At 75.2% G+C, this 12,860-nt stretch carries 11 protein-coding genes and 1 pseudogene; 4 read left to right on the top strand and 8 right to left on the bottom strand.

Features of this window, described 5'->3' with window-relative positions; translation table 11 throughout:
• Positions 1-753: 753 nt before the first annotated feature.
• Entirely contained in the window at positions 754-1,731 is a 978-nt protein-coding gene (locus tag IPL61_38555; GenBank protein ID MBK9037085.1) for a hypothetical protein, read from the bottom strand.
• 269 nt (positions 1,732-2,000) lie between these two features.
• Here IPL61_38555 and IPL61_38550 point away from each other — a divergent pair, with 269 nt between their 5' ends.
• The 3 genes from IPL61_38550 (at position 2,001) to IPL61_38540 (ending at position 3,991) form a co-directional block, all read left to right on the top strand.
• Complete coding sequence (locus IPL61_38550; protein MBK9037084.1) at positions 2,001-2,174, top strand: hypothetical protein; 174 nt, start codon at positions 2,001-2,003, stop codon at positions 2,172-2,174.
• A 135-nt stretch (positions 2,175-2,309) separates the two neighbouring features.
• Positions 2,310-3,518 (top strand): hypothetical protein, encoded by a 1,209-nt coding sequence (locus IPL61_38545; protein MBK9037083.1) that lies wholly within the window; start codon positions 2,310-2,312, stop codon positions 3,516-3,518.
• 5 nt (positions 3,519-3,523) lie between these two features.
• Positions 3,524-3,991, top strand: coding sequence for a hypothetical protein (locus IPL61_38540; protein MBK9037082.1), 468 nt, complete (start codon positions 3,524-3,526; stop codon positions 3,989-3,991).
• Here the strand turns inward: IPL61_38540 and IPL61_38535 are convergent.
• From IPL61_38535 to IPL61_38510, 6 genes and pseudogenes are all read right to left on the bottom strand, one after another.
• On the bottom strand, positions 3,931-4,719 hold the full coding sequence (locus IPL61_38535) for an EAL domain-containing protein (protein ID MBK9037081.1): 789 nt from the start codon (positions 4,717-4,719) through the stop codon (positions 3,931-3,933). The genes IPL61_38540 and IPL61_38535 overlap by 61 nt on opposite strands.
• 49 nt (positions 4,720-4,768) lie before the next feature.
• A pseudogene (locus IPL61_38530) lies at positions 4,769-5,104 on the bottom strand (response regulator).
• 33 nt (positions 5,105-5,137) lie between these two features.
• Positions 5,138-5,281, bottom strand: a complete 144-nt coding sequence (locus IPL61_38525) for a hypothetical protein (protein MBK9037080.1) — start codon at positions 5,279-5,281, stop codon at positions 5,138-5,140.
• Positions 5,282-5,346: 65 nt separating this feature from the next.
• Positions 5,347-6,948 carry a response regulator gene (locus tag IPL61_38520; GenBank protein ID MBK9037079.1) on the bottom strand — a complete coding sequence of 534 codons (1,602 nt, stop codon included), beginning with the start codon at positions 6,946-6,948 and terminating at the stop codon, positions 5,347-5,349.
• Between the two features lies 1 nt (position 6,949).
• Positions 6,950-7,588: a HAMP domain-containing histidine kinase gene (locus tag IPL61_38515; protein MBK9037078.1), complete on the bottom strand. Its 639-nt coding sequence runs from the start codon at positions 7,586-7,588 to the stop codon at positions 6,950-6,952.
• On the bottom strand, positions 7,471-8,040 hold the full coding sequence (locus tag IPL61_38510) for a response regulator transcription factor (protein ID MBK9037077.1): 570 nt from the start codon (positions 8,038-8,040) through the stop codon (positions 7,471-7,473). Before IPL61_38510 ends, IPL61_38515 begins: the two co-directional genes overlap by 118 nt.
• A 149-nt stretch (positions 8,041-8,189) precedes the next feature.
• On the opposite strand from IPL61_38510, the gene IPL61_38505 reads away from it, so the two are divergent.
• A complete protein-coding gene (locus IPL61_38505; protein ID MBK9037076.1) occupies positions 8,190-11,732 on the top strand; it encodes a response regulator in 3,543 nt (1,180 codons plus the stop codon).
• 162 nt (positions 11,733-11,894) lie between these two features.
• On the opposite strand, the gene IPL61_38500 is transcribed toward IPL61_38505, so the two are convergent.
• Positions 11,895-12,860: hypothetical protein (locus tag IPL61_38500; GenBank protein MBK9037075.1), on the bottom strand; the 966-nt coding region annotated here is incomplete at its 5' end.

Here is a 12,860-nt window from a genome sequence, read left to right as displayed (position 1 = left end):
ACTCATACAGAGTCGTCGGTCGAGCAGTCGTCGACGACGGTGATCCTCAGCTTCGCGGCCGGGTACTCCGAGCCCGACCAGGCTGACGATCGTGTCGTAGATCGGGCGGCCCCTCGTTGAACAGCGGCTTTCGGCAGTGATCGTCAGCTCGCGTAGCCGGTGATCGTCTCGTAGAAACGGCGGCCGCGCACGCTGGTGAAGGTAGAAACCCAACACGTAGCGGTTCAAGAACACGATGAAGATGAACAGGTAGAGCGGTGAGGTCGACGCATCGGTCGCGCCAACGCGCGTCGGTCGCTACAACAAGTCCGGTGCCGCGCGCGTGCGCGTGTGGTGTCGCGTGGTCCGCGCGATCGGCGCTTGCGCAGACGATCGGGGTCCCGCGGCTTCCCAGCAGCGGGGCCGATGCCCACACGTCCGCATCGCACGAACGTTGCGCTGGTGCGCACGCGTGGATTGCGCGCGCGATCGCCGCGCGGCGCCGATGGCGACCTTCTTGCAATTCGTCGCGTCGCCGCTGCGCTATGTGCTAATACCCGAACCCAAGTTGCGCACCGCTCCGTCGCCCGCCCGTCCGCGCGTCGCCGCGCCCTCGCCAGCCTCCGCGCGTCGCCAGGCCGACGGCGCAGTTCCGAGCCCGACTGGGATGGGGCCCACGACACCCGTCGGCGTGATGCCCGCGGGCGACGATCGCTCTCCGACCAACGTCATCCCGTTCGTGCCGCCGCGCGACGCCGCGTCCACGCGGAAGCGCTACGCTCGCGCGCGCTCACCTCGTCGACCCTGGCGGCCGGCTGGGATCGCGCGCAGCCGGCGGCGCTCGCGTCGCCGCGCGCCGACGCCACGGCGCGGAGCCCACGCCGCCGCCGCCGCGGCACGAATGCCGGCGCCGGTCGCGTCCCAGGCGCTCGCGCCGACCGTGCACGGCGCGAACGCGCTGGCGCGCCCAGCTCCGGTAGCGGCTCCGGTCCCGGCGCCGGTGCCGGCGCCGGTCGCGGCTCCGGCTCCGGTCGCGGCTCCGGCTCCGGTCGCGGCTCCGGCTCCGGCTCCGGCTCCGGCTCCGCGCACGCGTACGCGCCGCCGGTCGCCGCGCCCGATCGCTGGCACGTCTTCGAGAAGCTGGGCCTCGGTCGCCCGGCCGAGCTGTCGAAGACGTCGGCGAAGTGGCTGGTGTCGGCGTATCGCCTGCTCGGCTTCATCGTGCTGACGGTGATCGTCATCGTCCTGGTCGGCTACCTCGCCACCAGCGCGTTCTACGTGGTCAGCGACAGCTGGGTGCGCCCGACCGTGGTGTCGGCGACCGACGAGCGGGTGCTGGCGCTGCAGGCCCAGGTCAGCGAGCACGAGACCAGCCGCGACCAGCTCGCCGCGCAGCTCCGCCACGCCGACCGGTCGATCGCGGTCGAGCAGACCTACCAGCTCGAGTTCGCCCGGGCGATCCGCGCCGACCTCGAGGGTCGCACCGCGGCGCTCGGCCGGGTCCGGGCGCTGGCGCGCGACTACGCCGGCGCCCGCGCGCGCATCCAGCGCTCGAACCAGGCCTACGCCTCGGCGTCGCAGCGGCGCATGGCCCAGAGTACTCGGCCGGCTGATCGATCGCGCCGACATGCTGTCGGGCCGGTTCCAGGTGGCGCAGATCACCAGCTCGACGTTGACGCTGGCCGAGCGCCAGGCCGAGTTCGAGACCCGGGCCGCGGCGCTCGCGGCCGAGGCGGCCTCGCTCGAGGCCATCGTCTCCGAGCGCGGCGGCGATCAGGTGCTGTCGTACGAGGTGCTGCGGATCAAGGCCGAGTACGACCGCTCGCGGCTCGACACCGCCCGCGCGATCGAGGAGCGCGAGGTGGTCAAGGCCAGCCTCGAGCGCCAGGACGCGGTGCTCGCCGACCTGCGCGGTACGCCGTACCTGCGCGCGCTGGCCGATCACGCCGAGGTCGCGTTCGTGCCCTACGACAACCTCCACAACGTCTCCGTCGGCGCGGGCCTGTACCGGTGCAGGCTCGATGATCGTGTGCAGCCGCGCCGGCAAGGTGCTGGCGATCCTGCCGGGCGAGGTCACCGGCAAGCACCCGCACCGCGATCAGACCCTGCGGGGCCAGCTGGTCGAGATCCAGATCGACGGCGCGGGCGCGCGCGAGGACGTGCTGTTCGTGGGTGGCAAGCCGCTATGGCTGTGATCGTCCGGATCGCGCTGGCGGGCGCGCTGGCGCTGGGGCTCGCGGGCCGACGCGGCCCGCGCCGACGACGACGGGTATTGCCAGCACGCGCGCGCGGTCGCCGCGGCGGACGCGGCGCTGGGGCTGGCGCCGTCGGTGTTCGGCTCGTACGGCTACGTCGAGGCGCCGGCGACCACCGCCGCGCCCGATCCGACCGCCAACGCCACCCGCACGACCGTCGGCGTGGCCTACCGGGTCAGCGGCGCGGTCGAGGGGCTGCTCACGCGGGCGCGCGCCGACGCCGACTGTCGCCGCCACGCCGCCGGGCAGGCGTTGGGCGACGTCGCCCGCGCTCAGGCGCTCGCGGCCCGGGCCGAGGTGTTGACGGCCGCGCTCGCTGAGACCGACGCGCTGGTCGCGCGCGCGGTCGAGGACGTCGCCGCGCGCCGGGCCACGAGCCCGGAGCTGACCGCGTTGCGGCTGCGGGTCGCGGACCTGCGGGCCCTCGCCGACGCGACCGCCGCCGAGCGCGCGCGCCTGCCGAGCGCCGACGCCGGGCCGCTGCCCGGCGCGCTGGCCCGCTACCAGCGCGCCGACGCCGACGTCGAGCGCCGTGAGGCCGCGCTGCGGGTCGCGCGCGCCTTCGATCTGACCGTCCGCGCCGGCTACGACTCGCTGGCCGGGCGCGCCGACGACAGCCCGTACTTCGCGGTGGTGTCGGCGTCGGTCAACGTCGGCGTGGTCTGGCAGCTGGTCGCTAACCGCGACGCCGCGGCCGGGCGTCGACGCCTGACCGAGCGCGCCCCCGGCGGCGCCGGCAACCGCGCCCGCCTCGCGGCCGAGCTGACGGCCGAGGCCGCCCGCGCGACCGACAGCGCCGCGCTGGTCGACGAGCTCGAGCGCCAGTACCAGCAGGTCCGCGGCGTCGGCGGCGACGCCGGCCGGCGCGTCGCCCAGACCGTCTGGTTCGATCTGGTCCGGGTCCGCGCCGAGCACGCGTACCTGGTCGCGCACGTCGCCGCGCTGCGATCGATCCTCCGGGTCGGCGGCGCCATGAGCCCTGGCGCTGCTCGGGCTCATCGCCGCGTGCGGTCGCGGCAACGCCGAGCCGGCGGGGCAGGGCGCGCGGGCGCCCGCGGCCGGACCGGGCGCGTGGTGCGTCACCCGCGGCCAGGCCGAGCTGATCGACGGCGCCGCGGAGATCGCCGACCCGACCTTCCGCGCGGTCGCGCCCGCGACCGTCGGCGATCGCGCCACGCTCGCGTTCACCTACCGCGGCCCGACCGCGCACCGCGGCCCTGGCCTCGGGCTCGATCCGCCAGCAGCTCGGGCTCAAGCTGCGCGCCGAGGACGGCTGCAACCTGATCTACGTGATGTGGCGGGTGGCGCCGACCGCCGAGCTGGTGGTCTCGGTCAAGCGCAACCCCGGCCAGCACGTCCACCGCGCGTGCGGCGTGCGCGCGGCTACGACGAGGTCGCCCCGCGTGCCCGCGCCGGCGCTGACGCCGGGCGCCGCCGGGGTCCTGGCCGCGGCCATCGACGGCGACACGCTCGCGGTCACGATCGATGGCGCCGAGGTCTGGCGCGGGCCGCTGCCCGCGGCCGCGCGTGAGCTGCGCGGCCCGGCCGGCGTCCGCTCCGACAACGTCGTGTGGCGCGCGCCTGGAGGCGCCGCCGGGGCCCGCGGCCGGTCGCTGCGGTGCGCCCGACCGCGACGACTGACGCGCGGCGGCCGCGGCGCGACGCGGCACGTGCGCCACCGAGGCCGCCCGCGCGGTCAGCCCGGCCCGCGCACGGCGATGGCCGGGAACCCCGGCCCCGGGCGCGCGAACAGGTAGCCCTGGAGGGGCGGGACGCCGAGGTCGGCGATCGTGGCGCGCTCGGCCTCGGTCTCGACGCCCTCGGCGACGACGCGGCTGCCGAGCTCGCGGCACATCGTCGCCATCGCGCCGACGACCCTGCGCTTGCGGGGGTGCGCGTCGATGCCGCGGACCAGCGAGATGTCGAGCTTGACGACGCCGGGCTCGAGCGCCGCGAGCGAGGCCAGCCCGGCGTAGCCGGCGCCGAGGTCGTCGACGGCGATCCGGAAGCCGAGGCGACGGAGCATCGCCACGCGGGTCGTGACGTCGGCGACGCGATCGAGCGCGACCCGCTCGGTGATCTCGGGGATGACCCGGTCGGCGATCTGCGTCAGCGGCGACGACGGCGAGTAGAGCTCCTCGTCGTTGAGCTCGAGGCCGTGCAGGTTGACGAACAGCTCGGCGCCCGCCGGCGCGTCGGCGGCGGCGCGCGCGACCGACGCCCGCACCAGGCGGCCGACCTCCTGGATCCGGCCGAGGCGCTCGGCGACGCCGAGGAACACATCGGGGCGGCGCAGCGACGCCTCCTCGGTGCGCAGCAGGGCCTCGTAGGCGACGACGCGGCCGCCGCCCACCTCGACGATCGGCTGGAACGCCATCCACAGGCGGGTGATCGCGTTGCCGAAGCGCGCCTCCAGATCGGCGCGGTCCTCGACGCCCGCCGGGCTGCCGAGCTCGCCGAGCAGGGCCACCGCCTTGCGCTGCATGCGGGCCATCCCGTGGCGCCGGGCGGCCCGGGCCACCGCCTCGGCCAGCGCGTCGATCGAACGGCTTGGTCAGGTACGAGACCGCGCCGTGGTTGAGCGCCACCATCGCGGTGTACAGCGAGGGGTCGCCGGTGACGAGCACGACCGGGATGTCCTCGTCGCGCGCGCGGATGCGGTCGAGCAGCTCGAGCCCGCTGAAGCCGGGCATGTTGACGTCCGACACGACGCAGTCGAGCGTCCGTGGGACCGGTCGAAGATCCGGCGGCCTCGTCGCCGTCGGCGGCGACCAGGACCTCCCACCCCTCGGCCTACAACGTGGCCTGCACAGCGCGCACAGCACCGGATCGTCATCGGCGACGAGGACCCCGGCCGAGGTTCTTGCGATGGTTGGCGCCTCTGGTCTTTGGCATGGCTGTGATCACTCGCCGTTGGTCGGCTTGCGGGGGAGCCACCGGCGCCAGCCACCGCCGCCGCGCGTGCGCAGCGCCGCGGCGAGGCCGGCGGCGAGCTCGGCGGCGCTCTGGTGGCGATCGTCGGGCGCCTTGGCCAGCGCCTTGCGCACGACCGCGGCCAGCGCCGGCGGCGCGTCGTCGGTCAGCGCCGGCAGCGGCGCCGAGAGGTGGCGGGTCAGGAGCTCGCGGACCGTGGGGCCTGGTACGGCGGGTGGCCGGTGAGCATCTCGAACAGGATACAGCCCAGCGCGTACAGATCGAGCCGGTGGTCGCTGGGACCGTCGACGATTTGCTCCGGCGCCATGTACAGCGGCGTGCCGACCGTCCAGCCCTCCTGGGTCAGGCCCGGGGCTGCCCACCAGCTTTGGCGGCGCCGAAGTCGCCGATCTTGACCTGCAGGGCGTCGCTCACGAACACGTTCGCGGGCTTCAGATCGCGGTGCACGACGCCGGCCGCGTGGGCGGCGCCCAGGCCCGCGGCGAGCTGGCGCGTGATCTCGACCGCGTCGTCGATCGGCAGCGGTCCGTCGGCGAGCCGCCGGTCGAGGGTCGGCCACGGCGACAGCTCCATCGCCAGGAACGGGGCGTCCGTCGGGCAGCTGGCCGTAGTCGAGGATCTCGATGACGTTGGCGTGGCGGAACCGCGACGCGACCCGGGCCTCGCGCAGGAACCGCGCCACGGCGCGCGGATCGCGGGCCTCGGTCGGCCGCAGCAGCTTGAGCGCGACCTCGCGGTCGAGCGCGAGGTGCAGCGCGCGGTAGACGATCGCCGTGGCGCCGTCGCCGAGCTCGTCGAGGAGGCGGTAGCGCCCGCCCAGATCGTCGCGCCGCTCCGCCGGGCCGTCGTCGGGACCGCTGGCCAGGCGCCGGAGCTCGAGCCGGGCGCCGTGCGCGCTCGGGTCGTACGCGAGCATCACGTCCGCGTCGACGTCGTCGGCGCTGAGGTGGACCAGGCCGTACTGCTCGCCGTCCCGGCCCAGGTCGACCCGGGCCAGCACCGCCAGGCGGCCGCTGACCGCGCGGCCCAGCGTCGCCGGCAACGTGCAGAGCGGGCGCACGTACGCGCCGACCTCGAGCGACGCGCGGATGCCGTGCTCGGTCGGCGCCAGCAACAGCCCCAGGGTCGGGGCGTGGACCGGGATGCGCACCAGGGCGTCGGCCAGCGCGCTCGGATCGCACGCGGCGAGCAGGGGCGCGAGCTCGGCGTCGGCGTCGCGCGCCGCGGGGCCGTCGACCCGGATCCGATCGACCGCCGCCTCGATCCCGACGCTGAGCGGCGACCGCGTCAGCGGGTGCCGATCGGGCGCGACCTCGAGCAGGCGCGGATCGATCGCGGCCAGGTCGGCCATCGCCGCGTCGCGGCGCGCCGCGATCGCGCGCGCCTCCAGCTCCGCGCGGTGGGCGTCGAGTCGCTCCAGCGCCGCGGTCACGGCCGCGCGGAGCTCGACCTCGTCCCAGGGCTTGGTCAGGTACCGGAACACGCCCTGGTCGTTGATCGCGGCCAGCGCCGAGTCGAGGGTCGCGCGGCCGGTGAGCATCATCCGGATCGCGAGGGGCTGGCGGGCGCGGATCGCCGCCAGCAGGGCCAGCCCGGTCATCTCCGGCATGTCCTTGTCGCTGATCACGACGTCGATCGGCTCGCGGTCGACGATCGCGAGCGCGTCGGCCGGTGCTTGCGCGGTCAGGACCCGGCGCCCGGGTGCCGCGAGCACGCGGGCCAGGGCCCGGGTGATCGACGCCTCGTCGTCCACGATCAGCAGGGTGCGTGGTCGGTCCATGTCAGACGCTCACGGGCAGGGTCAGCGTGATGGTCGTGCCGCCGTCGGCGCGCGCAGCGGCGGCGATCGCGCCGCCGTGCAGCCGGACCACCAGCGCGGGCAGGTACAGCCCGAACCGGCCACCGCCGGCGTGGGGCTCGACCAGCGCCGCGAGCTGATCAGCGGCGATGGCGTCGCCGCGATCGGCGATCTGGATCACCGCCGCCGCCGCGTCGCGCCCGATGGTCACGGTCACCTCGCTGCGGCGCGGCGCGGCGCGGACGGTCCGCGCGATCGCGCGCTCGAGCGCGCGGCCGAGCAGCAGCGGGTCGGCGCTGAGCTCGAGGTCGTCCCCGACCACGGCCAGGGTCAAGTGCCGGTGCGCGGCCTCGTTCGCCAGCGCCGCGAGCGCGCCGTCGACCAGCGCGCGCAGGGCGACCGGTCCCCGGGTCGGCGTGAGCGCGCCGTCCTCGAGCTGGCGGATCCTGACCAGGTCCTCGACCTGGTTCCCCAGGTCGTGGGTCGCCCGTAACGCCTGGTCGATCATCGCGAAGGCCTCGGCGTCCTCAGGGTCGCGCTGGAGCAACCGCAAGAACCCATCGAGCCCCGCCACCGGTCCGCGCAGATCGTGGACGAGGCGGCGCGCGAGCTCGTCCTGCACCTGGCGCAGCTGCCGGGCCTCGCCGAGCTGGGCCCGGGCTGGGCCTCCTGCCGCTGCCGACGCACCAGCGCCTCGACCCGGCGGCGCAGCTCGCGCACGTCGGGCGGCGCCGTGACGACATCGTCCGCGCCGAGCTCGAACGCGCGGTCGCGGGCGTCGGCGTCGGCCGCGGTCACGATCAGCACCGGCAAGAACCCGTCGCCGTGCTGGCGCTTGAGCTCGCGGCACGGCGCGCCGCTGGCGTCGGGGCCGGTCAGCACCACCAGCTCGATCCCGCCGGCCTCGATCCGCGCGCCGGCCGCGGCGGCGTCCTCGGCCGCGACCACGTCGTGGCCGGCGAGCGCCGCGATCACCGCCGCACGGGCGACCGGTTCGTCGCCCACCGCCAGGATCCGCGCGTGCTCCTCGGACATCGATCGGTGGCCCATGATCTTCCAGACGACCAGGTGCACCGGCCGTACGTCTCACGGTATGCTAACATTGATGGAAGCGGGGGATGTGGTTCGCCAATGGCGTCTGGCTTGAAAGTTCTGATCGTCGATGACGCCGAGCCGACGGGGCGGGGCTCGGCGGCCTGATCGCGCGCGCAGGCCATGTCCCGGTGGTGGCGGCCGGCCGGGCCCACGCGCTGGCGCTGGCCGCCGACGCCGATGTGGTGATCCTGGACCTGCGCGCCGCCGGCACCGACGGCCTCGAGGTCCTCGGCCTGCTGGTCGCGTTGGGCCGGCCGGTGATGGTGGTCGCGGGGCGTGATGACCAGGCGCTGCGGGCCGCGGCGCTCGATCGCGGCGCCGTCGACCTCCTGGCCGCGCCGGTCGATCCGCTCGAGCTGGGCGCGCGGCTGCGGCTGCTGGGCGCGCGGGCGCGTCGCCCCGCGGTCGTGGCGGCCGATGACCGCGGCCGCCACCTGTGCCAGCTGCTCCTCGACAGCCTGACCGATCCGGTGGCGATCCTCGACGAGGACGGCGCGCTCGTCGCCGTCAGCCAGGCCTGGCGCGACCACGCCGCGTCCGGGGCGTCGCTGGCCCGGGGCGGCGAGGGCGCGGACTACCTGGCGGCCTGCGCGGCGACCGCGGGCGGACCGCCGCTCGCCGCGGCCATCGAGCAGGCGCTCGCGGGGGCGGCGGCCGTCGCCGAGGTCGAGTACCACGCCGCCGCCGCCGGCGAGCTCCGGTGGTTCGCGTGTCGGGTCCGGCGCTGCGCCGGCGACGGCCCAGCCCGGGTCGTCGTCACCCACGTCGACGTGACCGCGGCCAAGCGCGCGCAGTGGGAGTCGGCCGAGCAGGCCGAGCGGCTGCGCCTGCTCAGCTCGGCGCTCCCGCTGGTGCTGTGGCAGGCCACCATCGACGCCGGCGCGTTCGCGATCCGGTGGGTCAGCGCCAACGCCGAGCGGGTCCTCGGGGTCTCGGCCGACGAGCTCGCCGACGCGGCTGGCTGGACCGCGCGCGTCCACCCCGAGGACCTGCCGGGGTTGCGCACCGTCGACGCGAGCGCCGCCGGCTCGGCCCAATGGCTCGAGCAGTACCGATGGGTGCGCCCCAACGGCACGGTCTTGCACCTGCAGTCGGGCATCACGACCCGGCCCAACCCCGACGGCTCGACGCTGATCCTCGGCTTCGCGCTCGACATCTCGGACGCCAAGGAGCTCGAGCGCAAGCTGCTCCAGGTCGACAAGATGGACGCGGTCGGACAGCTCACCGGCGGCATCGCCCACGACTTCAACAACCTGCTGGCGGTGATCCTGTCGTTCGCCGGCTTCGTCCACGCCGAGCTGGCCGAGGGCGACGCCCGGCGGGATCTCGACGAGGTGCTCCGGGCCGCGAACAAGGGCGTCGAGCTGATCCGGCAGCTGCTGGTGTTCTCGCGCCAGCAGCCACAGGTGAAGCGCGCGCTCGACGTCAACACCTCGCTCGCCGCGCTGACCAAGATGCTCAAGCGCACGGTCGGCGAGAACATCGAGCTGGTGGTGACGCTGAGCCCGCGCGCGGCGGTCGTGTTCCTGGATCCGGTCCAGGTCGACCAGGTGGTGATGAACCTCGCCGTCAACGCCCGCGACGCGATGCCGCGCGGCGGCGAGCTGAGGATCACGATCGCGCACCCGGCCGAGCCCTCGGGCAACTTCGACGCCGGCCGGTTCGTCCGGATCCTGGTCGGCGACACCGGCACCGGCATGGACGCCGAGGTCGCGGCCCGGATCTTCGAGCCGTTCTACACGACCAAGGGGGTCGGGCAGGGCACCGGCCTCGGGCTCACGACGTGCGCGGCGATCGTCCACGACGCCGGCGGGACGATCCGCATCGACACCGCGCCGGGGCGCGGCTCGACCTTCGTGATCGAGCTGCCGGTGTGCGACCTGCCGGTCGAGGACGTCGCGGCGATGGTCGTCGACCGGGTCCGCGGTCAGCACGAGCACGTGCTGGTCGTCGAGGACGACGCCGCCCTGCGCCGGGCCGCGGTGCGCATCCTCAAGTCGGCGGGCTATCGCGTGAGCCAGGCGGCGGACGGCGACGACGCGATCCGCTGGCTCGACGAGCCCGGCCGCGAGGTCGACCTGGTCTTCACCGACGTCGTCATGCCGAGGTCGGGCGGCTACGCGGTCGTGAGCCACGCGCAGCGCCGGATCCCGGGCGTGGCGGTGCTCCTGACCTCGGGCTACCTCGACGGGCGCGCCGCGCCCACCGCCGACGTCGAACACCTGACGCTGCTGTGGAAGCCCTACTCGTCCGCGAGCCTGCTCCGCGCCGCGCGCGCCGCGCTGAGCCGGGCCCAGGCCGGCGGCACGCTGGCGCCGCCGCGCCCGGTCGCGCCACCGCCGCCCCCCGGGTCGGTGCCCTCGCCAGGCGGGCCGGTGCTGCTGATCGAGGACGAACAGCTGATCGGCGTCGCGCTCCGCCGCACCCTGGTCCGGCTCGGCGGCTACGAGGTCGAGCTGGTGGAAACGCTCGCGGACGCGCGCGCCGCGCTCGCGGCGGGGCCCGAGCCGGTCGCGATCCTGTGCGATCTGACGTTGCCCGATGGTTCCGGCGCCGAGTTCGTCGCGAACCTGCAGCGCGACCGTCCGGACCTGGCGCGGCGGATCATCGTCCTCACCGGCGGCGCCGTCGACGCGGCCGCGCGCCAGCTGGTCGCCGACGGCGTCATCGAGGTGCTGCACAAGCCGGTCGAGCCCGAGCTGGTCCTCGCGCGGGTCGCGGCGGTCGCGGCCAGCGCCACCGCGCCGCCGCGCCGCCTGCGGACCACGGCGCTCGGGCAGCTGCTGCCGAACTTCGAGGCGCGCGCCGGCGCCCCCGCGCCGACGATCACGGCGGCGCCCGCGCCGGTCAGGGATGGGGCGGTCGCCTGCGTCGACGCGACCGCTCCGGACCGTGGCGCGCGCGGGCCGCGCCGGCCACGCACCGCCGCGCTCGGCACCCCCGACCTGGCGGCTGACCTCGAGGAGACCCGCCGACACTTCGACGCCGCGATGGCCAGCCTCGGCGTCGCGTTCCAGCCGATCGTGCGCAGCCACGACCACTCTACGTTCGGGTTCGAGGCGCTGCTGCGGTCCGACGACCCGCTGCTGTCGACCCCGCCGAAGGTGCTGACCGCCGCCGAGGCGCTGGACGAGGTCGGCGCGCTCGGGGTCAGCGTCCGGACCGCGATCGCCCACGCGCTCGCGCTGCACCCCGATCGACGTGAGGTCATCTTCGTCAACGTCCACGCCAGCGAGCTGCGCGCCGCGGCGCTGTGCGCGACCACCGAGCCGATGCGCGCGCACGCGGCGCGGGTCGTGCTCGAGGTGCCCGAGCGGGAGTCGCTGGCGCTCGGCCCCGACCTCCAGGCCGCCGTGCGGGAGCTGCGCGCGGCCGGCTACCGGATCGCGGTCGACGGGCTGTCCGAGGGCTCGCTCGGCCGCGCGTGCCTCGCGCAGCTCCAGCCCGACATCGCCAAGATCGACCTGGCGCTGGTCCGGACCGCGGCGCTCCGCCGCCCCGGCCTCGCGTCGCTCGTCGCCTCGTGTCGGCGCGCCGGCATCACGACCGTCGCCAAGGGCGCCGAGACCGCCGACGAGGTCGAGCTGCTCACCGACGTCGGCTTCGACCTCGTCCAGGGCTACTACTTCGCCCACCCCGGCCCAGCGTTCCCGTCGATCACCGAGCGGTGAGCGGGGAAGCGGCGGCCGGCAGAGGGCGACCGAGGATCGTCCCGCGCGGGCGGGGCAGATCCGGCGATTTCTTGGAGCCGATGCGCGGGGATGATCCGCGGACCTACGGTTTACGAAACCGTTGGCCTTCGCCCGTGTCGCTCTGCATGTCGTTGATGGCGTTCATGATTCCCGGGCTACAGTCGCCGCTGTAGCTCGCGGTGTAGCTCGGAGCGTAGCTCGCCCCGCCACCGTCGACGATTTGTTCGGCTGCGCGCGCTGCGGGCGCGCGCACCGGCGGCGCCGGCGCGGGCAGGGGAAGCTGGAGCTTCGCCAGCTCGGCGCAGACCACCGGCCAGGGAACGTGGTGTAGAGCCCGATGATGTCGTTCTCGCCGGGGTGGGTGAGCGGGCGCAGCACCTCCGACCGGCCGCCATCCACGCGGGCGAGCGTCACGAAGGTCCGGCGCAGGTCGTGGCCGCGCCGCACGCGCAGGCCGATGAGCGCCAGGTCGCGGTGGAAGACCTTCAGCGTGTCGGCCGGCTTCCGGATCGTGTTGCGCTCGGTCGGCAGCACCAGGTCGTCGGCGGTCGGCGTGCGGCCGTACTTCGCGGCCCAGCCCTCGGCCTTCCAGGCGTCGAGGATGAGCGCCAGCGACGGATGGACCGGGATCTCCCGGGTGACCTTGGTCTTGGTCCGCTGCTTCTCGCCCGACCGCGCGATCAGCAGCTTGCCCAGGGGCGCACAGCTCGGGTTGTAGTCGCGCCAGCGCAGGGCCGCGGCCTCGCTGTGGCGGACGCCGGCGACGCCTTCGAGCGCGTAGAACACGCGGCGGTACTCGGCGATCCGCGGGTCGGAGACGATCGCGATCAGCTCGTCGCGCTCGAAGATCGCGGTGGACCGCCACTCGGGATCCTTGTCGACGTTGGCGGGCAGGGTGCCGGCCTCGACCACCACGGGGCTGGCGTCGATGTGCTCGTCGATGACCGCGCCCTTGAACATCAGGCGCAGGGTCGAGAACACGTGCAGCACGGTCCGCGGCGCCAGCCGCTCGCCCTTGCACTTGGGCGCCTCGCTGGTCTTGTTGCCGATCGCGGTCATCAGGTCGCGGATGTGCCGGGGCCGGACCTGGGCGATCGCCATGTGGCC

It is taken from the genome of Myxococcales bacterium, assembly GCA_016717005.1.
Lineage (GTDB): Bacteria > Myxococcota_A > Polyangia > Haliangiales > Haliangiaceae > UBA2376.
The sequence above is the reverse complement of the archived record's forward strand: the minus strand, read 5'-3'. Positions and strand labels throughout refer to the sequence as shown.